Raw genomic sequence first — 20,370 nt, forward strand, 5'->3', positions numbered from 1 at the left:
CTATTCCTGTCGCAGCGCCTTTGAAACGCCGGTTGTGCCAAGCCGTGTAAGGCAGGCCGCGGCCGATTCGCCAGCGCCTCGGTTGTCTTCGATGGAGCGGGCGAGCCTCTCTATAGCGAAATCGATCCGACCGCCAGCGATCCGTTCGTCCGGCCGATCCGCAGCAAGCCCATTGAGGATGAGGTCATAACCCTCCGGCGAGCCCGTCAGGGTCAGCGCCGGCCGTGCATGGGCGCAGCCCTTGGCGCAGCCGGACAGATGCAGCGTCAGCGAACCGTCGAAGAGGGCAGGTGCCGCAGCGATGATGCGGCGCGCCAGAGTTCTCGTCTCGTAGAAGGCGGAGCCGCAGGCGCCGGCGCCGGCGCAGGCGGCGATATGCTCGCTGTTGTCGCCGGGTTGGGCGCTGAAGCCAAGTCTGGCCGCGGCAATCTGCATAGCCAGCACGGTATCAGCCGGAAGTCCGATCAAGAAGAAACCGCGACCCGGCGCAAGCCGGATGGCTGTCGCGCCCTGGCTCTCTGCGAGATCGAGCAGGGCGGAGAGATCGGACGTCCTCATCTGTCCGAATTCCGGCCTGACGCCGAGCAGGGTTTTGCCGTCGGCGAGCCTGTGCGGTCCGGAAAGCGGCACCCCTGCCGCGCGGGACGGAAAGAACTGAATGCCATCCATCGCCGGAAAACGCGCCCGCAGCAGCGCCGGATCGATATCGCGTGCCCGCCTGGCCTGCCCGAGATCTGCCAACAGGCTCAGAATGTCGCCGACGGCCGATATCGCCGCCTGCGCAGAACCGATCGCGACCGGCGTTGCGCTTTCACCGTCGCCATTGATCGCCACAAGCCAATCTGCGGGGGATTGCGCGACGATACGGATATCGGCGGAAAGCGCCGCCAAGCCGAAGGCTCCCCCGCCGTCGACGACGAGCGATAGTTTTGGCGCGAGCCGTGGCGAGCGAAGCTGATCGCGGAGCGTGCGGCGCAATGCCAATTCCATTGCGGCCGGATCGTTTATTTCTTCCGGATCGATGCCGTGCAGCGGCGAGATCTCGATCGCCGGCCCCTCCGGCACGACAATGCCGGCGGCATCGATATCGGCAGCGAGCGGTCCGACCGTCTCGGCGCTGAGCCCGCGGATCTGCAGATTGCCGCGTGCAGTGATTTCCAGAATGCCGTTTCCATGAACTGCGGCTAAGCGGGCAAGGCTTGCAAATTGCGGCAGCGTCAACGCGCCGCCGGCTGGCCGCAGCCGCACCAGCAGGCCGTCGCCGGTCGGCATCGGCGCTGACAGGGCGGGGCAGGCGCCGCGTGCGCGCATTTTTGCTGCCAGGTGATCGTGCAGATCCGCCTCGCCTGTCCTGTTGTTTGCCCTTGCGGCCTCAACACTCATTCTCAATCCTCTGAGCATTTCTTACATGATCGCGGCCGGGCCGGCAAAGCATGAGAGAAACGGGTCGGAACGGCTATTCCTCGAAATCGCGTCCCTTGCGCAGGAGATAGATGTCCATGATCCAGCCGTGCCGCTGCCTGGCCTCGGCCCTCAGCGTCACAATGTCGGCGGCGATATCGCCAAGCCGGCCCGATCTGACGATTTCATCCTGGGTGCCGAGATAGGCGCCCCAGAAGATCTCGGCATCGGGATCGTCGATCTTGGCAAAAGCCTGTTCGCCGTCGAGCATCACGATGGTGCTGTCGCTCCGAAGCCCGTCCTGCGCCAGCCGGCGCCCCGTGGTGATCTCGATCGGCTTGCCGACGAGGTTGATCGGGATCCTGTGGCTGGCAGCCAGGGCCTGGATGCTGGTGATGCCGGGAATGACGGTGTAATCGAAATCCAGGCCGCTTTCCCGTCGCACGCGTTCGATGATGCGGATCGTGCTGTCGTAGAGACTGGGATCGCCCCAGACGAGAAAGGCGCCGCTGCCCTCATCCGGCAGACTAGCGATCAGCTCTCCATAGATACCGGCGATCTCGCCATGCCAGGCATCGACGCTTTGCGCATAGCTCCTCTCTGCCGTCTGCCGTTGCGGCACGGCGAACTCCGAAATTCGGGCAGCTGGCCGCGTGATGTAGCGTTGGCAGATCTCGCGGCGGATATCGGCAAGCTCTTCCTTGCCGGCGCCCTTGACCGGCAGGAAGACCACGTCGGCCGCGTTCATGGCGTTGATTGCCTGTATGGTGAGGTGTTCCGGGTTGCCCGTGCCGATGCCGATGATTTGGATATGCTTCAAGCGGATGCTCCCTTTGCGTCCTGGCGGTCTTGCCGAAAAAGCCCGGTCGTAGCAAGGGCGGAGCGGGAGTCGGCCGTGCCAACCTGAAGCTCCTCCGCGACAAGCTGCTTCCGCCGCTCTCGCAGAAGACACTGCGAACGTTCTTCTACGGCGAGGCGGCGCAGAGGAGGCCTGCAACAGCCTGTGCACCTGACTTCGGTTGAGCCCAAGCAGCTCAGCGGCCTGGACGACGCTCAGGCGCTGATCACGGATCGTCTGAATAAACTTCGAGGCGATGCAATTCTTTATGCGACATGGTGGTCAAACAGGGCATCAAGATTCCGACCCCTCATGGTCTCGACCGGGCCGGAGGTCGTCATCCTTGCGCTCAACGTTGACCTTGATCAGAACGTCGAGAGGCGAGACTGTCGCATCTCTAAATAGCCCCTACACGAATTAGCGGCGTAGCAAGTATTATCGAACAACCACCCCGGGACGCTGGTTTCACTGCGAGGGCGCAGTTTGCGCATCGCTGCCACGCAGCGAAATCCAGCGGAAGCTACTCCTTCACTGCACCGGTCATCGAGGAGACATAGTAGTCCACGAAGAACGAATAGAGGATGACCACGGGCAGCGAGCCGAACAGTGCACCGGCCATCAGCGCCCCCCATTCGAACACGTCGCCGCGCACCAGTTCGGTCAGGACGCCGACCGGAATGGTTTTGTTTTCCGATGACTGGATGAAGGTGAGCGCATAGATGAATTCGTTCCAGGACAGCGTGAAGGCGAAGATGCCGGCCGAAATCAGCCCGGGGACGGCCAGCGGCAGGATGATCTTGGTGAGGATCTGCCACCTGTTGGCGCCATCCACCAGTGCGCTTTCCTCCAGCTCGAAGGGGATCGAGCGGAAATAGCCCATCAGCAGCCAGGTGCAGAAGGGAATGAGGAAGGTCGGATAGGTGAAGATCAGCGCCAGCCGCGAGTCGTAGATCCCGAGCTTGAAGACGATGAAGGCAAGCGGGATGAAGAGGATCGACGGCGGCACGAGATAGGCGAGGAAGATCACCAGGCCGACCGATCGGGAGCCGGTGAAGCGGACGCGCTCGATGGCATAGGCGCCCAAGACTGAGGCCACCAGCGAGAGGAAGGTGGAGCAGACCGCCACCAGCATCGTGTTCCACAGCCAGCCCGGATAGGAGGTTTCGAGGAACAGATATTTGATATGCGCGAGCGTTGCTCCTACCACCCAGAACGGGCTGTAATTGGTATAGTCGGTCAGCTGCTCGTTCGGCTTCACCGCAGTGATCGCCATCCAGTAGAACGGGAAGAGCAGCACGAAGACGAAGATGGCCATCGGCAGGTAGAGCATCACGATCCGCCGCGGCAGGCGGTTCAGATAGCTCATGCCTTCGGCATTATCGGTCAGGGCCTGATCGGCAGTGTTGGAAGGTGTCGACATCGTCATTCTCCTAATCTTGGCTCCTAATCCTGGCCGCCCTGCTGCCATTTGCGCCGTTGCAGGCCGAAGAAGCTGAACATGATCGCGCCGAGCAGGAAGGGCACCATGGCGACCGCGATGGCCGCCCCCTCGCCGAGTTGGCCGCCGGGAATGCCGCGTTGGAACGACAGCGTCGCCATCAGATGCGTGGCGTTGACCGGCCCGCCCTTGGTCAGCACGTAGATGAGCTGGAAATCGGTAAAGGTGAAAAGCACCGAGAAGGTCATGACGACGGCGATGATCGGCGTCAGCATGGGCAGCGTCACATAGCGGAAACGCTGCCAGCTGGTGGCGCCGTCGAGCGAGGCAGCCTCCTGCAGCGATGCTGGAATGGTCTGCAGGCCGGCAAGCAGCGAGATCGCCACGAAGGGAATGCCGCGCCAGACATTGGCGACGATAACGGAGATGCGCGCATTGATCGGGTCGCCGAGGAAGTTGATCGGTCCGCTGATCAGCCCGAGCTGCATCAGCGACCAGGAGATGATCGAAAACTGGGAATCGTAGATCCACCAGAAGGCGAGCGCCGAAAGCACCGTCGGCACCACCCAGGGAAGCAATACGATTGCCCGGAAGAAGGATTTGAACGGCAGGTGCTGGTTGAGCAGCATCGCCAGCCAGAGGCCGAGCGCGAATTTCAGCACGGAGGCGACGAAGGTATAGAGAACGGTGTTGAAGACCGACAGCCAGAAGACGCTGTCGTCCATCAGGAACTGGTAGTTCTCCAGTCCGATAAAGATGCCGTCGCGACCGATCCTCGTATCGGTGAAGCCGAGCCAGACGCCGAGCCCCAGCGGATAGGTCAGAAAACAGACGAGGAATACTGCCGCCGGCAGCATGAACAGGAAGCCGAGCACATTGTTGTTCTGCAGGAGCGAAGAGACCGGCCCACGTCTATCCCCCGAATTTGCCATCGACATTGCTTATCTCCCAGATCGCCTTTTGAACCCCCAGATCTTGCGGCATGCCGAAGGCCGGCATGCCGCTTGTTCGAGGTGTGGCTCAGACGCGATAGTAGCGGTTTGCCCGGCGTTCGGCTTCCTTCATCGCGTCTTCCGGCGACATCTGGCCGGTAACGGCAGCCGCATACATGTCGACCAGAACGTAGTCGGCCATGGTCGCTGCCGAGGCATAACCGAGCGGGCCGGCATAGCCGTTCGGGCGCAGCTTTTCCGAGGCGCGCGCATAGGGCGCGTGGACCGGATCGGCTGTCCAGATCGGGTTCTTGGCGAAGGCCTTGAGCGGCTGGCAGCAATAGGCGCTGGAGCCCTGGATCCACGCATTCATCTGGTCGGCTTCCATCATGAACTTGATGTAGGCCTTGGCCGCTTCCGGATATTTGCTGTGCTTGAAGAGAAGCAGCGAACTCGTCTGGCAAAGTTCCACGCTTTTGCCGACAGGACCAATCGGGAAGTTCGTCGTGCGGATGTCCTTGGCGATCTCGGCGAGCTTCGGGTCGTTCTTGGCGGTGTAATAGACCGAGACGCCGTTGGCGATCAGCGAAACCTGGCCGGCGAGGAAGGCGCGGTTGTTGTTGACGTCCTGCCAGCTTTCGGTGCCGGGGATGAAGGTCGCATAGAGCTCCTTGGCATAGTTGATCGACGCCAGCGTTTCCGGGCTGTTGATCGTTACCTTGCCGCTTTCGTCGACCATCATGCCGTTATGGCTCCACAGCAGCCAATGGGCATAGTTGTTGCCGTCGCCGACTGCCTTGCCGTGCGGGAAGCCGGCCGGGGTGCCCTTTGCCTTCATCGCCTTGCAAAGCTCGAGGAAGCCTGCGGTATCATTGGGGAATTCGTTGAAACCGGCAGCCTTCACGTGGCTGTCGCGATAGACGACGGCATTGCCGATGGCCGTCAGCGGCATGGCGATGAAGGTGTCGCCGCGTGTGGCATAACCCTTCACGCCGTCGTACCAACCCTCATACTTGTTGCCGAGATAATTGCCGAGTTCGGTCAGATCGACCAGCTTGTCGGGATATTGGTGGGCGTCGTCGAACCAGCACATGATGAGGTCGGGGCCGGAGCCGACATTGGCGGCGACGGCGGCCTTCGGGCGGATGTCCTCCCAGCTTTCCTTGTCGATGCGCACCTCGACGCCGGTCGCTTCGGTGAATTTCTTGGTGTTGGCAAGCCATGCCTCCTCGTCGCCCTTGACGAACGGTGTCCAGCGCAGCAGGCGAAGGCTGGCGCCGCTTTCCGGCGTGTAAGTCGGCTCGGCCTGCGCCAGGGATGGCCGGATGCCGAGGCCGGCGGCGCCGGCGACGGCAGCCGAGGCGGCAAGAAAGTCACGTCTTCTGATCCTCATGAGATTCCTCCTCATCAAAAAAAGCGGGTACGAACTTGCCGGCACTCACCTCCCGCTTGGTGAACGCCGCTCATTGCATCCCTGAGAGGGGATGTGTGCCTGCCTGCAGGCAACGAGAGGGCTCCTCCGCCCCGCGCCGCCGCCGGCCGGCCTCAGTCGGTCAATCTCCGGCCGCTCTCGGCATCGAAGAGATGAACATGCGCGGCGTCGATCGCAACGCGCAGGGTTTCGCCCGGCCGCGCGTTGACACGTTCGCGGAAGACGCAGCTGAGGTCGCTGCCGCCGAGCTTGAGGATAAGATGCGTCTCGTAGCCGGTCGGCTCGATCACCACGATTTCACCGGGCAGGCCATTGGCATCGAGCAGGATGTATTCCGGGCGAAGCCCATAGACGAGATCGCGGCCGATGGCGTCGGCGGGCGGATTGGCGACCGGCAGCGCGGTGCCGTCGGGTGCCCTGAATCGTGTCGGGTTCTCCGGATCGAGCCGGCCCTTGATCATGTTCATCGCCGGCGAGCCGATGAAGCCGCCGACGAAGAGATTGGCCGGTTTGTCATAGAGCTCGAGCGGCGTACCGACCTGCTCGACGACGCCATCATGCATGACGACGATCTTGTCGGCCATGGTCATCGCTTCGATCTGGTCGTGGGTGACGTAGACCGTCGTCGTTTTCAGCCGCTGGTGCAGCTCCTTGATCTCGGCGCGCATGGCGACGCGCAGCTTGGCGTCGAGATTGGAGAGCGGTTCGTCGAACAGGAAGACTTCCGGATCGCGCACGATCGCCCGCCCCATGGCGACACGCTGGCGCTGGCCGCCGGAAAGCTGGCGCGGATAACGGTCGAGCAATTTGTCGAGGCCGAGGATGCCGGCGGCATATTTCACCCGCTTCTCGGCTTCCGCCTTCGGCGCCTTGTTCAGCATCAGCGAGAAGCCCATGTTCTGCTGCACCGTCATATGCGGATAGAGCGCATAGTTCTGGAACACCATGGCGATGTCGCGATCCTTGGGCGGCAGCGTATTGACCACGCGCCCGCCGATCTTGATCTCGCCGCCGGAAATGTTCTCAAGTCCGGCCAGCATCCGCAGCAGGGTGGATTTGCCGCAACCCGACGGGCCGACCAGGATCACGAACTCACCGTCGGCGATATCGATATCCACGCCTTTGATGACCGGAAATGCACCGAATGATTTCCGCACATCCGCGAATTGAACGCCTGCCATACTCTCTCCTCCCAGATATCGAGCGCTACGTGCTATGTATTCGTATTGTCGTTATGTCTTGCCGGCGGCCGCAATCTTCTCTCTCAAGTTCCTCAAGCACGGCAATCCCGCATCTGTGGGGGTGCCTGGTCAGGCCCCTGCCTCATGATCCGGCTCGCGCCGTGTCCCCAACCTCATCGGGATGCAGCCGGAGCATCTTCGGCGAGGTAGACCTCGATCAGCTCGTCGACGCTGCTTTCGGCGGTAAATCCGAGTTGCGCCGCGCGTTGCGGCGTAAAGGATTTCGGCCACCCGGCGACGATCTCCTCAATGACCTCGTCGCGGCGCCGATCGATCAAATCCGCCGCTTCGGGGCCGGCGGCACGGCGCAGCGCATCAATCTGGTCGGCAACGGTGGCGGCAACCCCTGGCATGGTGAGCGTGCGCCGGACACCGAGCGACGCTGTATCGAGCGTGGCGGCATGGATCAGGAAGCTGACGGCCGAACGCGGGCTCGCCAGCCAGTGCTTGACCGTTTCTTCGACCGGCAGAACGGCACGCTGGCCTGCGAGCGGTTCCCGCAGGATTCCGGAAAAGAAGCCCGATGCGGCGGCGTTCGGCGCGCCGGGGCGGATGACGATGGTCGGCAACCGAATTCCGATGCCGTCGACGAAGCCGCGGCGCGAATAGTCGGCAAGCAGAAGCTCCGATATCGCTTTCTGGACTCCGTAGCTGGTGAGGGGCGCCAGCACGTAATCGTCGGGAATGGGATCGGGAAAGGGCGCGCCATAGACCGCGATCGACGAGGAGAAGACGAAACGGGGGACATAGGCTTGGCGACTGCCTTCCCGGCGGATCGCTTCCAGCAAGGCTCGCGTGCCGTCGAGATTGACCCGATAGCCGAGGTCGAAATTGCGCTCGGCTTCGCCGGAAACGATCGCGGCGAGATGGAAGATCACATCGGCCCGACCCGCCGCAAGTGCTGCCGCTGCGTCGCTTTCGGAAATATCGGCCGCCAGCGCTTCCGCCGGCACGGAGATGTCGGCGGGCACCGGCGGAGGCGTTACATCCACAAGGGTCATGCGCGTGATTGTATCGCCGCCGAGGGAACCGCTGCGCCCCAGTGTGGCGGCGAGCTTCCGGCCGATCATTCCTCCCGCGCCGATAATGAGAATATGCATCGTGTTTCGCCTCCCTGCGAACTACGAGAAGAGTAACTTGGTCGTCGTATAAATACGGGTTTCGTGGATTGCGAAGGCCGCGGCCGCAGCATCCGGGTCCCGCGTCTCCAGGCCGGCAAGGATCATCCGGTGATCGGCGATGCTGGTGGCGATGCTTCCGGGCTGCGATACGACGCGCCTTCGGTGGCTGAGAAGATAGGAATAGAGGTCGGCGGCCATATCAGCCAGCACCGCGTTGCCGCTGGAACGGTAGATAGCGGTGTGAAATTCCCGGTCACATATCAAAAAACGGACAGGATCGTCACAGGCGGCCTCCTGTGCTGCGATCGACTTGCGGAGATAATCAAGCGTTGAAGGCTCCATCTTGACCGCGGCAGCCCTGACGACCTGCGCTTCGATGAGAAGTCGCGCCTCATGAACATTGTCGAGACTGTAGGCCGCAATGTCGCGATACCGCGCAGCCTGGACAGCCAATTCGCCGACATCCTCCGATGCCACCACGGTTCGGGTCCCATGCGCGACGGAGAGAATCCCATGCGTGGAAAGGATGAGGATCGCGCCACGGACGGTCTCGCGGCTGACCGACAGCGCGGAAGCCAATTCGCGCTCGCTTGGCAAGGGATCGCCCACTTTGAGGATGCCCGTCGCTATGAAGGTCGCAATCTTCTGGACGACGAAGTCTTTCATCGACTTCTTCGGCGCTCCGCCGAGCGTCGCAACGTCGTCTTCGAGCATTGCTCGAACATCCATTGCTTTCCCCCTCCCCGCGCTCAGGTCTACTGGTCCGGTAAGTGGACCAGTAGACCTGAGCGGAAGAGGCTTGTCAATGCAGCACGTCATGATCGGCCGAGCATCCTCGCCTTGACGATGACCCCTTCCGCACGGTCATCCAGGCGTTATAGTATGGGGAAGCAAGAGCGAGCGTGATGACGGGACAAGATACAAGCCACCTCCTGGAACGGATGACGATCGTCGGTGATCTCGAGGCCGCCTCCTTTGTCCCCTGGATCCGGCGCCACGCCGCCAAGCTTGGGCTGTCGCACACCATCTCTCATACGAGTCCCATGCGGATCGAACTTGAGGTTGCCGGGCCGGAGGAGCTGATCGACATGATGGAGATGGGATGCTCTCTCGGGCCCATCGACGTATGGGTCGAGAGCATAGAACGCACGACGATCATCGACGAAAGAGCCTAGTACCGGCTACCGGGTATTTTGCGCCGTGCATATTATTTACTCAATGTTGCCAATGCGAAATAATTATGCAAACCTGATAAGGTTGAGCGGAATTGCCTCGATGCGGAGGCGGGACGTGCTCGGCAAGCATATGATTTTGTTTGGGAACTCTAGTCATGCCATCCGCTACGACCGGCTTTTGGACGCCAGTCGCTCTGTCCCGGGATTTGCCAGCCGGCACCGTCATGCCGGCACGGACGGCAGCCGGATCGATTGCCCTGTGGCGCAGCGCTTCCGGGCGCATATCGGCATCGGCCGATCGCTGTCCGCATCGCGGCATGCGTCTGTCTCACGGCTTCGTGCGCGGCGAGGCGCTCTCCTGCATCTATCACGGCTGGAGTTATGGTCAGGCCGGAAACTGTCTCCGCATTCCGGCCCATCCAGGGCTGGCGCCACCGGAAACCATCCGCGTCGCCACCCATGACGTCGAGGAGGCGGACAACGTGATCTGGGTCGCCGTGGGCACGCCGGCCATGAAGCCGCCGCGGCTTGAGGGCTTCATTCCCCTGCGTTCGCTGACGGCGTTGGCCGGCATCGCGGCGATCGAGGCGGCTGCTGGCGCGAAGGCAAGTCCTGAAGGCTTGCTCGAGTTCAATGCAACAACCGGGACCATCAGTCTGCTATTATCCGCTCAAGAAGATGGACAGACGCTGATCCATGTGCTGCTGAAGGCGGCCACCGGCCCTGCGGCGGGCATTGGCGCTTCGCGGGCCGCCGAGAGCCTGCGCCGCCAGGCCGAGGATCTTCAGAGGAAGGAGATCGGCCAATGACCATGCAGGCGATGACCGACGAATGGTATCCGGTCGGGCTCTTCAGCCAGCTCGACGGCGCTGGTCGCAGGACGGCACTGATGGGCGAGCCGATCGAAGTGGCGCGCGATGGCGACGGCAATGCCAAGGTGACGGGCGGCGACGGCCGTGTTCTGCCGGTGCGCGTGCGTTACGGTCATGTCTGGTCTTCCCTCGGCGCGCCGAAGAAGGAACTTTTCCCGATTCCCGAGGCCGACCAGCCCGGCCGCCGCTTCGTCGATGTCGGCGTGGTGCGGGTGCGCTGCTCGCCGCTGCGTGCCGTCGAGAATTTTCTCGACATCGCCCATTTCCCCTTCGTCCACACCGACATTCTCGGCGCGGAGCCGCACACCGAGGTTCAGAACTACAAGGTCGAGATCCGCGAGGAAGAAGACGAGGTCTGGGCGACGCAGGTGAAATTCTACCAGCCGCAGGCTGCCAAGTCGGCAAGCGGCGGCATCACCACGGAATATATGTACCGCGTGCCGGCACCGACCTGCTCCGTGCTTTACAAAACCTGCCCGCCGCACCCGAGCGAATGGGATGTCATCACGCTTTTCGTGCAGCCGCTGGCCGAGGACCTCTGCGACGTCTGGCCATGGATGGCGCTCTTTGACGACGAGACCGCGATGACCGACCTCATCCACTTCCAGCAGACGATCTTTCTGCAGGACCGTTCGATCCTCGAAAATCAGATTCCGCGGCTGCTGCCGCTCGACCCCGGGATGGAAATCCCGACGCGGGCCGATCTGACGTCGATCGCCTATCGGCGCTGGCTGAAGCGCCACAATTATACCTATGGCGCACAGCTGGTGGCGCAATGAAACTCTACGACTACATTCTCTCGCCGAGCTGCTACAAGGTGCGCCTGATGGCGGCCCTGACCGGCGTGAAGCTGGAACTCCGCCCGGTCGATTTCCATCCCGGCGCCGAGCATCGCGGCCCCGAGCTGCTTGCGCTCAACCCGGCAGGCTCGATTCCGATCCTGGAGGATGGCGACCTGATCCTGACCGAATCCTCGGCCATTCTCGTCTATCTCGCCGCCAAGGCAGTACCCGAATGGCTCGGCGGCGGCAGGGCCGAGGAAGCGGCGCGGGTGCAGCAGTGGCTGTCGTTCTCCGGCCGGCTGACGGCAAGCCTCGGGGCCGCGCGGCTTCACGAAATGCTGCTGCGGCCAGGCGATATCGGCGCGCTGCAGGCCCAGGGCATCGCCGCGCTTCGTGAGCTTGAAGCCGGGCTTGTCGAGCAGGGCCTTCGCGGCATGCGTTTCCTCGCAGCCGACCGGCCGACAATTGCCGATATCGCCTGCTTCCCCTATGTGGCGCTGGCCCCCGATGGCGGTGTCATACTGGATTCCTATCCCGCCATCCGGCTCTGGTCCCGCGCGCTGCGCGCCCTCGACAACTTCATCGAGATGCCAGGCATTCACCGGCTGCACGAATTGAAGCCCGAACCCCAGATCGAACCGGGCGAGGCGTGATGATGGCCGGCTACCTCCTGAAGAATTGCGCGGCCGTGATCGTCGACGAGGGCAAGGGACCGGTCGTCCATCGCAATGTCGATCTGCTGACCAGCGGCCCGGAGATCGTGGCGATCGGCGAAAATCTCGCGGCGGACGCACTGCCTGCCGGCACGACCGTTCAGGATGCTGCCGGCTGGTTCGTCTATCCAGGCCTGGTCAACACCCATCATCACTTCTTCCAGTGCTTCGTGCGCAACCGCGCCGATCTCGACTGGACGAAGCTCTCGGTGATCGAGTGGCTCGACCGCATCTACCCGATCTTTTCGCAGCTCAACGAGGAGTGCTTTTACCACTCCTCCGTCACCGCGATGGCCGAGATGATCAAGCATGGCTGCACCACGGCCTTGGATCACCAGTATAATTTCCCCCGGCATGCCGGGAAGCGGCTGATCGATCGCCAGTTCGAAGCGGCCGAGCTGCTCGGCATGCGTTTCCATGCCGGCCGCGGCGGCAACACCCTGCCGAAGTCGGAAGGCTCGACCATTCCCGACGAGATGCTGGAAACGACGGACGAATTCATCGCCGACTGCGCCCGGCTGATCGACGCCTACCACGATACCAGCCGCTTCAGCATGCGCCAGGTCGTGGTCGCGCCCTGCCAGCCGGTGAACTGCTACCGTGAGACGTTCGTGGAATCGGTGGCACTGGCGCGTGATCGCGGGGTCATGATGCACACGCATGTCGGCGAGGGCGAAAGTCCGGTCATCCAGGCGCGTCACGGCATGCGCACGGTCGACTATCTGGAAGAACTCGGCTTTGCCGGACCCGACGCCTTCTATGCCCATTGCTGGGAGTTGACCCACGACGAACTCAGGAAGATGGCGGCCAGCGGCACCGGGGTGGCGCACTGCCCGGAACCCGTCTATCTGGTCGGCGCAGAAGTCACCGATATTCCCGCCATGGCCGCTTTCGGCCTGCGCGTCGGTCTCGGCTGCGACGGTGCTGCCTCCAATGACAATTCCAACCTGATGCACTGCCTGCACTCCGCCTACATGCTGCAGTGCCTCGTATCATCCACCCGCACCCACCCCGTGCCGCCTCCGGTCGATTTCCTCGGCTACGGCACGTCAGGGGGTGCCAGCCTGCTCGGCCGGCGCGATATCGGCCGACTGGCGCCCGGCATGGCCGCCGACCTGTTTGCGATCGACACCCGCCGCATGGATTATGTCGGCACGCGGCACGACCCGCTGAGCCTGATTGCCCGCGTCGGCATCGGCATGGCGACCGACATGACCATGATCAATGGCCGCATCGTCTGGCAGAAGGGCGAATTCCCCGGGCTCGACGAGGCCAAGCTGGCTGCCGAGGCGGAAGCTGCACTATCCGCCGTGAAATTCTAGAAAACCAAAAGAGGGAACTGAGACCATGACCAAACTGACCCGCAGAAACCTGATGACGGCCGCTGCCGCCACCGGCCTTGCCGGTGTGCTCGGCAGCCGCCTTGCTTTGGCCGCCGACGCGCCGCTCGGCATCACGCTCGTCGTCCCTTCGCCGATCGGCGATGTCGGCTGGGGACATGCACTGGCCGCCGGCCTCGAGCCGATCAAGGCGGCTTACGGCGACAAGGTGAAGGTCACCGTGCTTGAGAATATTGCCGAAGGCCCAGATGCCGATCGCATCATGAACAAGACCGTCGCCGATGGAAACAAGTTCCTGGTCGCCGGCTCTTTCGGCTATCAGAACGGCGCCCTGCAGATCGCCCGCCGTGATCCGAGCGTCACGGTTCTGCATGCTTCCGGCTTCCAGGTCGCTCCGAACTTCTCGCCATTCGCCGCCAAATATTTCCAGGGCACCTATCTGCTCGGCATGGCAGCGGCAGCGCTCAGCAAGACCGGCAAGCTCGGCTCCGTGTCGGCCTTTGCCATCCCCGAGCTCATCACATCCATCAATGCCTTCACGCTCGGCGCCCAGGCCGTCAAGCCCGACATCGAGGTCTCGGTCGTCTGGGTCAACTCCTGGTTCGACCCGGCCAAGGAGCAGGAAGCCGCCAAGGCGCTGATTGCGCAGAAGTGCGACGTGATCTTCTCCAACGCCCAGGACACGCCGTCCGTCATCTCGGCCTGCGAGGAAGCCGGCGTCTACGCCTTCAACCTCAATTCCTCGATGAAGAAATATGCGCCGAAAACCTATCTCGGCTGCGTCGCGACGGATTGGTCGCCGTTCTTCAAGGCGTCGGTCGATGCCCATCTCGCCGGTACCTTCAAGGGCGCCAATGCCTTCCTCGGCGTCGCCGACAAGGTCGTCGAGGTGGTCGACTGGAATCCGGATATTCCGGCTGACGTCATGACCAAGATCAAGGAAATCGAGGCAAAGATCGCCGACGGCAGCTTCTCGCCCTTCACCGGGCCGATCGCCAAGGCCGACGGCAGCGAAGGCGTCGCATCCGGCGCGACCATGGCCGACCCCGAGATCATCGCCATGAATTGGCACGTCAAGGGCGTGTCCACGCCGCTGCCGAAATAAGTCATGACGACCCCGCTCCTGTCGCTGCGCGGCATTTCGAAGAGCTACGGCCAGATCCACGCCAACCAGGCCATCGATCTGGACGTGGCTCCGCAATCGATCCATGCGATTCTCGGAGAAAATGGCGCGGGAAAATCGACCCTGATGAAGCTGATCTACGGCGTCGAGCAACCGGATGACGGAGACGTCGTCTGGGAAGGAAAACCCTTGCGCCTCGCCTCTCCGGCGGAGGCAAGGCGCAACGGTATCGGCATGGTCTTCCAGCATTTTTCGCTGTTCGAGACCCTGACCGTCCTGGAGAATATTCGGCTGGTCGTGCCGGGCCGCAAGGCTGAGCTCAAGGAACGCATCCGGACGCTTGGACGGGAGTTCGGCCTTGAAGTCGACCCGCTCGCCCATGTGCATGCGCTGTCCGTCGGCGAGCGGCAACGGGTGGAGATCATCCGAAGCCTGATGACCGATCCGAAGCTGCTGATCCTTGACGAGCCCACCTCCGTCCTGCCGCCGCAACTGGTGGAGAAGCTGTTCGACACGCTGCGCCGGCTGCGCGACGGCGGCGTTTCCATCCTGTTGATCTCCCACAAGCTCGAGGAAATCCGGGCAATCTGCGACCGGGCGACCATTCTGCGCGGCGGCCGGGTGACCGGGAATGTCGACCCGCGTGAACATGATGCCCATGACCTTGCCCGCATGATGATCGGCCGCGACATGCCCGAACCCTTGTCGGCGCTGCCGCTGTCCGGCGGGGAAAAGCGGCTGGAGATCATCGGTCTGGACTATCAGCCGGACGATCCCTTTGCGGTGTCGCTCTCCGGCATCAGCCTCGAAGTGCATGCCGGTGAAATTCTGGGGATCGCCGGTATTTCGGGCAACGGCCAAAGCGAGCTTGCCGCGTTGATCTCGGGCGAGACGGTGCTGGGGCGCGACCAACGCGACCGGATCTACATGATGGGGATGGATGTCGGCAGGCTCGATGCCGCGGCGCGACGGACGCTCGGATTTGCCTTCGTTCCGGAGGACAGGCTCGGACGCGGCGCCGTGCCCGAAATGTCGCTTATCCTCAACAGCCTGCTGACGGCCCATCCGCTGAAGCTTTTGCGCCATGGTCTCCTCGACAAGGCGCGGGCGACGGCGTTCACCGAGGATTGCATCCGTCAGTATGATGTCCGCACACCCGGCCCGGATGCGGAAGCCGGGACGCTTTCCGGCGGCAATCTGCAGAAATTCATCGTCGGCCGGGAAATCATGCTGGCTCCCAAATTGCTGTTCGTGGCGCAGCCGACCTGGGGCGTCGATATCGGCGCCGCATCCGCCATCCGCAGCCGTCTGGTCGCATTGCGCAATCAGGGCATGGCGATCCTTGTTATTTCCGAAGAGCTGGAAGAACTGTTCGAGCTCTGCGATTCCATCCAGGTGCTGCATCACGGCCGGCTCAGCCCGCCGCTAAAAACGCGGGACACACAGCCCGAAGAGATCGGCCGATACATGATCGGGGCACAAGCCTCACCCGAGAAAGTCCGTCTATGAGCGCTTGGTCCCCTGCTTTCGTTCCCACCCTGGTGCGCCGGGAGCGCGCCTCGCTTGCCGCGAGCCTGCTTGCGCCCGTCATGGCGCTTGTCATAGCGATCGCGCTCAACCTCGGCCTTTACATCCTGATGGGCCGCGACCCGGTCGCGGTCGTCTACGCGATGCTTTTCGAGCCCTTCCTCTCCTGGGCGTCATTTTCGGAAGTGCTCTTAAAGGCAGGCCCGCTCCTGCTGATCGCCCAGGGACTGGCGATCGGCTTTCGCGCCAAGGTCTTCAATATCGGCGCCGAAGGCCAGTTCATTCTCGGCGCGATCTTCGCCTCGGCCATTCCGGTCTGGTTTCCCCAGGCAACGGGCCAGTGGATCTGGCCGGCGATGCTGCTGCTCGGCGCCATCGGCGGCGCGCTCTGGGCCTCTCTCACCGCCTTCTGGCGCGTGCGCCTCAACGCCAACGAGATCCTCGTTTCGCTGATGCTGAGCCTCGTTGCGGCGCAGCTGCTGAACTATCTGCTGCTCGGCCCCTGGAAGGATCCGAACGGCTTCAACTTCCCCCAGTCGGTGATGTTCCAGTATGATGCGATGGTCCCGACCCTGATTTCCGGGACCCGCCTCAACGTCTCTTTCCTGATTACGCTCGCTTTGTCGGTTGCCGCCTGGGTCTTCATGCAGAAGAGCTTCATCGGCTACAAGCTGCAGGTCGGCGGCTTGGCGCCGCGGGCTGCCGGCTATGCCGGCTTCAAGGAGGGTTGGGCAATCTGGCTGTCGCTGCTGATCGGCGGCTTTGCCGCCGGTCTTGCCGGTGCTGCCGAAGTCGCCGGTCCGCTCGGCCAGCTGCAGCGTTCGGTCGCGAGCGGTTATGGCTATGCGGCCATCATCGTCGCCTATCTCGGTGGCCTGCACCCGATCGGCATCGTGGTCTCGGCGCTGGTCATGGCGGTCATCTATATCGGTGGCGACAATGCCATGGTCTCGGCCGGCCTGCCGATCGCCGCCGTCCGCGTCTTCCAGGGCAGTCTGCTGCTCGCCTATCTCATCGCCGTCGCCTTCGTGCGCTACCGCTTGGAATGGCGCCGCGCCGCCCACCGGAGCCCGTCATGAACGCCATCGAGTTCATTCTTGCCGGCATGCTTGCGGCGGCGACACCGTTTCTTCTCGCAGCCCTCGGCGAACTGGTGGCCGAGCGCGCCGGCGTCCTCAACCTCGGGGTCGAGGGATTGATGGCCTTCGGCGCCGTGCTCGCCTTCATCGTCGTCTATCAGGGCGGCGGACATCTCCTGGGCTTCGTCGTCGCCGGGTTCGGCGGCGCTGTCCTTTCCCTGCTCTTCGCCTTCGTCACCCTCGGATTCCGGGCAAACCAGGTGGCGGCGGGCCTTGCCATCGGCATTCTCGGCCAGGGCCTCTCGGCACTTTTCGGCAAGACCTATGAAAGCCTCACCGTCAGAGGACTTCCGAAGCTCGCCCTTCCCGGACTTTCGGAACTGCCGGTTATCGGCGGCCTTTTCGTCCAGGACATCGTCGTGTGGATTTCCCTCGCCGCGACCCTCGCCCTCTGGGCCATATTTGCCTACACCAAGCTCGGTCTCATCGTCCGCGCTGTCGGCGAGAACCCCAAGGCCGCGCATGCCATCGGTTATCCGGTCATCTCAGTCCGCGTCCTCGCCATCGCCTTCGGCGGCGCCATGGCGGGCTTCGCCGGTGCCTATGCGTCGGTGGTCTACACACCGCTCTGGGCCGATGGAATGATCGCCGGGCGCGGCTGGATCGCCATCGCCCTTGTCGTCTTCGGGACTTGGCTCACCGGCCGTATCTTCCTCGGCGCCTGCCTCTTCGGGGCGGTCTCGCTGATGGGGCTTGCAGCCCAGGCAACCGGACTGGATGTTCCCTCGCAGCTGCTGTCGAGCCTGCCCTATCTTGTCACGATCATCGTGCTCGGCATCATCTCCGCCGACCGTCGCCTGCTGAAACTGAACGGCGTTGCTTCGCTCGGCGAACCATTCGAGCGATAAAGACGCGCGGCGCTGCTATCTGCCGGCGAAGATGGTCAGCCGCGGTCGAGCTTCTTTACGCCGCGCGCTTCGAATTGGACGAGCAGCGACTTGAGTTCGATCTCGCGAACGCGGCGTGCCGCTTCATCCGGGCTGACCCATTCGAGGATACGCTGGCCCCGCTCCTTGAAATCGCCGCTGATATCAGTGACTTCAATCTGAAACATGTCGACGATACAGGGGGCCACATCGCCATTGTCGAGTTCTTTCAGATAGGTATAACGGCCGACCGGCTTCTTCTTCACCACACCGCGCACGCCTGCCTCCTCCCACGCCTCGATTGCCGCTGCTTCGAAAGGCTTTTTCCCTTTCATCGGCCATCCTTTTGGGATGACCCAGCGTGCGCTCTCACGCGATGTGATCACCAGGATTTCGATCGCGGATCCGGCATCGCCGTAGCGGAAGCAAAGAGCGCCGTACTGTTGACGGAATGCACCGGCGAACAGCGTTTCAGGAACAGCAGCGAGCTGCCGTAGCAGTGGCTGGGACTTGTCCGGTCGGGGCTTCCTGCTTTTCTTGCTCGGCGTCATAGTAGATGAATTACCGAATTTGCATGTTGCTTCAATTGCCTGAGCGTGTTTATGACAGATTTATGACAATCGGCCGCACGAGGAAGGTTCCCAGGCATGATGAGCATTTTTCGCAAGCTGATGCCACGGGAAGACAGATTCTTCGACATGTTTTCCAAGCACTCGAAGACCGTCGTTGCCGCAGCCTACGCCCTCGACCAACTCCTGAAGGGCAATGACGTCGAGAAAAACTGCGAACGTATCGTCACATTGGAAGACGAGGCCGACGACATCACGCGTGACGTTCTTCTTGCCGTTCGCCGAAGCTTCATCACGCCCTTCGACCGGGGAGACATCAAGGACCTTATCCAGTCGATGGATGATTCGATCGACATGATGCACAAGACAGTCAAGACGATCCGCTTGTTCGAGCAATCCAGCTTCGATCCGCTCATGCAGGAGATGGGCAGCGAAATCGTCAAGGCGGCAAATCTTGTCGCGGAAGCGATACCCCTGCTCGACAGATTGGGGGCCAATGCGCAGCGTCTCGCCGCCATCGCGGAGGAAGTCACCCGAGTGGAGGGACGTTCCGATGAGCTCCACGACCAGGGTTTGAAGGATCTGTTCTTGCGTCATGGCGCCAGCGGCAATGCGATGGCCTACATGATCGGCAGCGAAATCTACGGAGAGCTGGAGAAAGTCGTCGACCGCTTCGAGGATGTCGCCAACGAGATCAGCGGCATTCTCATCGAGAACGTCTGATGGATGCCTCCCTCGCTCTGCCGCTGCTCGTCGGCCTTATCGTCGTCGCTTTGTTCTTCGACTTTCTCAACGGCCTTCATGATGCGGCCAATTCCATTGCCACGATCGTCTCGACCCGCGTCCTGCGGCCGCAATATGCGGTCGCCTGGGCGGCGTTCTTCAATTTCATCGCTTTCCTGTTCTTCGGCTTGCATGTCGCCGAGACGCTGGGGACTGGCATCATCGATCCCGCGATCGTCTCGCCCCAACTGATCTTCGCCGCGCTCATGGGCGCCATCATCTGGAATATCCTCACCTGGATTTTCGGGATTCCATCGAGTTCGTCGCATGCGCTTGTCGGTGGGCTGGTGGGGGCCGGTCTGGCAAAGGTGGGCTTCAGCTCGATCGTCTGGAATGGTCTCCTAAAGACGGTCGGCGCCATTTTCCTTTCACCAGCCATCGGCTTCCTGCTTGCGCTGGTGCTGGTACTCGCCGTCTCCTGGTTGTTCGTCCGGCAGACGCCGTTTGCGGTGGATCGGACCTTTCGCATCATGCAGTTCGTGTCCGCTTCGCTCTATTCGCTCGGCCACGGCGGAAACGATGCGCAGAAGACGATGGGCATCATCGCGGTGCTCCTGTTCAGTCAGGGATATCTCGGCCCGACATTCTACGTGCCGTTCTGGGTGGTCATTACCTGCCAATCGGCAATGGCTCTCGGTACGCTGTTTGGCGGATGGCGGATCGTTCATACCATGGGGTCGAAGATCACCCGGCTCAACCCCATGCAAGGTTTCTGCGCGGAGACGGGCGGAGCGCTGACGCTGTTCGGAGCGACGTGGCTCGGCATTCCCGTTTCGACGACGCATACCATCACCGGAGCAATCGTTGGAGTGGGCGCGGCTCGCCGTGTTTCCGCCGTGCGCTGGGGATTGGCCGGCAACATCGTGATCGCCTGGATCGTCACGATGCCGGCGGCGGCAGCAATATCCGCAGCGTTCTACGGACTCGTATCTTTGCTGCACTGAATGGGGTGAGAGCGAAGGCAATCGCCGCACATTACCCCTCTCCTGTTGAGCTTTGCCGCTGGAAAGACATCCATCCGGCCAGCTGCATCGCGGCTTTAATGTTGCGTGCACTGCACAAATAGAGCGCTTCCATG

At 62.4% G+C, this 20,370-nt stretch carries 20 protein-coding genes and 1 pseudogene; 11 read left to right on the top strand and 10 right to left on the bottom strand.

The genetic code is table 11. The features are described 5' to 3' along the window. The 9 genes and pseudogenes from cobG to ACMUVN_RS09085 all read right to left on the bottom strand — a co-directional run bounded on the left by cobG (position 1) and on the right by ACMUVN_RS09085 (position 9,132). Entirely contained in the window at positions 1 to 1,383 is a 1,383-nt protein-coding gene (gene cobG, locus ACMUVN_RS09045) for a precorrin-3B synthase (RefSeq protein WP_025570628.1), read from the bottom strand. Between the two features lie 73 nt (positions 1,384 to 1,456). Further along, on the bottom strand, positions 1,457 to 2,221 hold the full coding sequence (cobF, locus tag ACMUVN_RS09050) for a precorrin-6A synthase (deacetylating) (RefSeq protein ID WP_025570626.1): 765 nt from the start codon (positions 2,219 to 2,221) through the stop codon (positions 1,457 to 1,459). A 168-nt stretch (positions 2,222 to 2,389) separates the two neighbouring features. After that, positions 2,390 to 2,534: pseudogene (locus ACMUVN_RS09055) on the bottom strand (helix-turn-helix domain-containing protein); the annotation flags it as partial. A 225-nt stretch (positions 2,535 to 2,759) separates the two neighbouring features. After that, complete coding sequence (locus ACMUVN_RS09060; protein WP_025570624.1) at positions 2,760 to 3,659, bottom strand: carbohydrate ABC transporter permease; 900 nt, start codon at positions 3,657 to 3,659, stop codon at positions 2,760 to 2,762. 23 nt (positions 3,660 to 3,682) lie between these two features. Further along, the gene (locus ACMUVN_RS09065) at positions 3,683 to 4,615 is read right to left on the bottom strand and encodes a carbohydrate ABC transporter permease (RefSeq protein WP_028758286.1); all 933 of its coding nucleotides are present in this window, start codon (positions 4,613 to 4,615) and stop codon (positions 3,683 to 3,685) included. 82 nt (positions 4,616 to 4,697) lie between these two features. Further along, entirely contained in the window at positions 4,698 to 6,002 is a 1,305-nt protein-coding gene (locus ACMUVN_RS09070; RefSeq protein WP_025570636.1) for an ABC transporter substrate-binding protein, read from the bottom strand. 152 nt (positions 6,003 to 6,154) lie between these two features. Beyond that, positions 6,155 to 7,222, bottom strand: a complete 1,068-nt coding sequence (locus tag ACMUVN_RS09075; protein ID WP_025570637.1) for an ABC transporter ATP-binding protein — start codon at positions 7,220 to 7,222, stop codon at positions 6,155 to 6,157. 173 nt (positions 7,223 to 7,395) lie between these two features. Continuing rightward, entirely contained in the window at positions 7,396 to 8,382 is a 987-nt protein-coding gene (denD, locus tag ACMUVN_RS09080; RefSeq protein ID WP_025570638.1) for a D-erythronate dehydrogenase, read from the bottom strand. A 21-nt stretch (positions 8,383 to 8,403) separates the two neighbouring features. Further along, complete coding sequence (locus ACMUVN_RS09085; protein WP_025554837.1) at positions 8,404 to 9,132, bottom strand: FadR/GntR family transcriptional regulator; 729 nt, start codon at positions 9,130 to 9,132, stop codon at positions 8,404 to 8,406. A gap of 176 nt (positions 9,133 to 9,308) precedes the next feature. Here ACMUVN_RS09085 and ACMUVN_RS09090 point away from each other — a divergent pair, with 176 nt between their 5' ends. The 9 genes from ACMUVN_RS09090 to ACMUVN_RS09130 all read left to right on the top strand — a co-directional run bounded on the left by ACMUVN_RS09090 (position 9,309) and on the right by ACMUVN_RS09130 (position 17,922). Further along, a complete protein-coding gene (locus ACMUVN_RS09090) occupies positions 9,309 to 9,578 on the top strand; it encodes an acylphosphatase (protein ID WP_025570640.1) in 270 nt (89 codons plus the stop codon). Positions 9,579 to 9,733: 155 nt separating this feature from the next. Further along, positions 9,734 to 10,387 (top strand): Rieske 2Fe-2S domain-containing protein, encoded by a 654-nt coding sequence (locus tag ACMUVN_RS09095; RefSeq protein ID WP_025570532.1) that lies wholly within the window; start codon positions 9,734 to 9,736, stop codon positions 10,385 to 10,387. Continuing rightward, on the top strand, positions 10,384 to 11,229 hold the full coding sequence (locus ACMUVN_RS09100; RefSeq protein WP_025570530.1) for a (2Fe-2S)-binding protein: 846 nt from the start codon (positions 10,384 to 10,386) through the stop codon (positions 11,227 to 11,229). The genes ACMUVN_RS09095 and ACMUVN_RS09100 overlap by 4 nt, the downstream gene beginning before the upstream one ends. Then, positions 11,226 to 11,885 (top strand): glutathione S-transferase N-terminal domain-containing protein, encoded by a 660-nt coding sequence (locus ACMUVN_RS09105; protein ID WP_025570528.1) that lies wholly within the window; start codon positions 11,226 to 11,228, stop codon positions 11,883 to 11,885. The genes ACMUVN_RS09100 and ACMUVN_RS09105 overlap by 4 nt, the downstream gene beginning before the upstream one ends. 2 nt (positions 11,886 to 11,887) lie before the next feature. Beyond that, positions 11,888 to 13,267 carry an amidohydrolase family protein gene (locus ACMUVN_RS09110; protein WP_025570527.1) on the top strand — a complete coding sequence of 460 codons (1,380 nt, stop codon included), beginning with the start codon at positions 11,888 to 11,890 and terminating at the stop codon, positions 13,265 to 13,267. 25 nt (positions 13,268 to 13,292) lie between these two features. Beyond that, entirely contained in the window at positions 13,293 to 14,390 is a 1,098-nt protein-coding gene (locus ACMUVN_RS09115) for a BMP family ABC transporter substrate-binding protein (RefSeq protein ID WP_025554779.1), read from the top strand. A 3-nt stretch (positions 14,391 to 14,393) separates the two neighbouring features. Further along, the gene (locus tag ACMUVN_RS09120; protein WP_028757903.1) at positions 14,394 to 15,917 is read left to right on the top strand and encodes an ABC transporter ATP-binding protein; all 1,524 of its coding nucleotides are present in this window, start codon (positions 14,394 to 14,396) and stop codon (positions 15,915 to 15,917) included. Further along, positions 15,914 to 17,014 carry an ABC transporter permease subunit gene (locus ACMUVN_RS09125; RefSeq protein ID WP_025570524.1) on the top strand — a complete coding sequence of 367 codons (1,101 nt, stop codon included), beginning with the start codon at positions 15,914 to 15,916 and terminating at the stop codon, positions 17,012 to 17,014. Before ACMUVN_RS09120 ends, ACMUVN_RS09125 begins: the two co-directional genes overlap by 4 nt. Further along, positions 17,011 to 17,922, top strand: coding sequence for an ABC transporter permease (locus ACMUVN_RS09130; protein ID WP_025554754.1), 912 nt, complete (start codon positions 17,011 to 17,013; stop codon positions 17,920 to 17,922). Before ACMUVN_RS09125 ends, ACMUVN_RS09130 begins: the two co-directional genes overlap by 4 nt. 35 nt (positions 17,923 to 17,957) lie before the next feature. Here ACMUVN_RS09130 and ACMUVN_RS09135 read toward each other — a convergent pair whose 3' ends face one another. Further along, the gene (locus ACMUVN_RS09135; protein WP_025570523.1) at positions 17,958 to 18,491 is read right to left on the bottom strand and encodes an NUDIX hydrolase; all 534 of its coding nucleotides are present in this window, start codon (positions 18,489 to 18,491) and stop codon (positions 17,958 to 17,960) included. A 96-nt stretch (positions 18,492 to 18,587) separates the two neighbouring features. Here ACMUVN_RS09135 and ACMUVN_RS09140 point away from each other — a divergent pair, with 96 nt between their 5' ends. Continuing rightward, positions 18,588 to 19,232 carry a DUF47 domain-containing protein gene (locus ACMUVN_RS09140; protein WP_025570521.1) on the top strand — a complete coding sequence of 215 codons (645 nt, stop codon included), beginning with the start codon at positions 18,588 to 18,590 and terminating at the stop codon, positions 19,230 to 19,232. After that, on the top strand, positions 19,232 to 20,236 hold the full coding sequence (locus ACMUVN_RS09145) for an inorganic phosphate transporter (RefSeq protein ID WP_025570519.1): 1,005 nt from the start codon (positions 19,232 to 19,234) through the stop codon (positions 20,234 to 20,236). Before ACMUVN_RS09140 ends, ACMUVN_RS09145 begins: the two co-directional genes overlap by 1 nt. Positions 20,237 to 20,370 lie beyond the last annotated feature (134 nt).

Source organism: Rhizobium sp. IY2, from assembly GCF_047532935.1.
GTDB classification, from domain to species: Bacteria; Pseudomonadota; Alphaproteobacteria; order Rhizobiales; family Rhizobiaceae; genus Rhizobium; species Rhizobium anhuiense.

Coding starts and splice junctions, on each gene's coding strand:
- cobG (WP_025570628.1), bottom strand. CDS start 1,383: ATGAGTGTTGAGGCCGCAAGGGCAAACAACAGGACAGGCGAGGCGGAT.
- ACMUVN_RS09060 (WP_025570624.1), bottom strand. CDS start 3,659: ATGTCGACACCTTCCAACACTGCCGATCAGGCCCTGACCGATAATGCC.
- ACMUVN_RS09065 (WP_028758286.1), bottom strand. CDS start 4,615: ATGTCGATGGCAAATTCGGGGGATAGACGTGGGCCGGTCTCTTCGCTC.
- ACMUVN_RS09070 (WP_025570636.1), bottom strand. CDS start 6,002: ATGAGGATCAGAAGACGTGACTTTCTTGCCGCCTCGGCTGCCGTCGCC.
- ACMUVN_RS09075 (WP_025570637.1), bottom strand. CDS start 7,222: ATGGCAGGCGTTCAATTCGCGGATGTGCGGAAATCATTCGGTGCATTT.
- denD (WP_025570638.1), bottom strand. CDS start 8,382: ATGCATATTCTCATTATCGGCGCGGGAGGAATGATCGGCCGGAAGCTC.
- ACMUVN_RS09085 (WP_025554837.1), bottom strand. CDS start 9,132: ATGGATGTTCGAGCAATGCTCGAAGACGACGTTGCGACGCTCGGCGGA.
- ACMUVN_RS09090 (WP_025570640.1), top strand. CDS start 9,309: ATGACGGGACAAGATACAAGCCACCTCCTGGAACGGATGACGATCGTC.
- ACMUVN_RS09095 (WP_025570532.1), top strand. CDS start 9,734: ATGCCATCCGCTACGACCGGCTTTTGGACGCCAGTCGCTCTGTCCCGG.
- ACMUVN_RS09100 (WP_025570530.1), top strand. CDS start 10,384: ATGACCATGCAGGCGATGACCGACGAATGGTATCCGGTCGGGCTCTTC.
- ACMUVN_RS09105 (WP_025570528.1), top strand. CDS start 11,226: ATGAAACTCTACGACTACATTCTCTCGCCGAGCTGCTACAAGGTGCGC.
- ACMUVN_RS09110 (WP_025570527.1), top strand. CDS start 11,888: ATGGCCGGCTACCTCCTGAAGAATTGCGCGGCCGTGATCGTCGACGAG.
- ACMUVN_RS09115 (WP_025554779.1), top strand. CDS start 13,293: ATGACCAAACTGACCCGCAGAAACCTGATGACGGCCGCTGCCGCCACC.
- ACMUVN_RS09120 (WP_028757903.1), top strand. CDS start 14,394: ATGACGACCCCGCTCCTGTCGCTGCGCGGCATTTCGAAGAGCTACGGC.
- ACMUVN_RS09125 (WP_025570524.1), top strand. CDS start 15,914: ATGAGCGCTTGGTCCCCTGCTTTCGTTCCCACCCTGGTGCGCCGGGAG.
- ACMUVN_RS09130 (WP_025554754.1), top strand. CDS start 17,011: ATGAACGCCATCGAGTTCATTCTTGCCGGCATGCTTGCGGCGGCGACA.
- ACMUVN_RS09135 (WP_025570523.1), bottom strand. CDS start 18,491: ATGACGCCGAGCAAGAAAAGCAGGAAGCCCCGACCGGACAAGTCCCAG.
- ACMUVN_RS09140 (WP_025570521.1), top strand. CDS start 18,588: ATGATGAGCATTTTTCGCAAGCTGATGCCACGGGAAGACAGATTCTTC.
- ACMUVN_RS09145 (WP_025570519.1), top strand. CDS start 19,232: ATGGATGCCTCCCTCGCTCTGCCGCTGCTCGTCGGCCTTATCGTCGTC.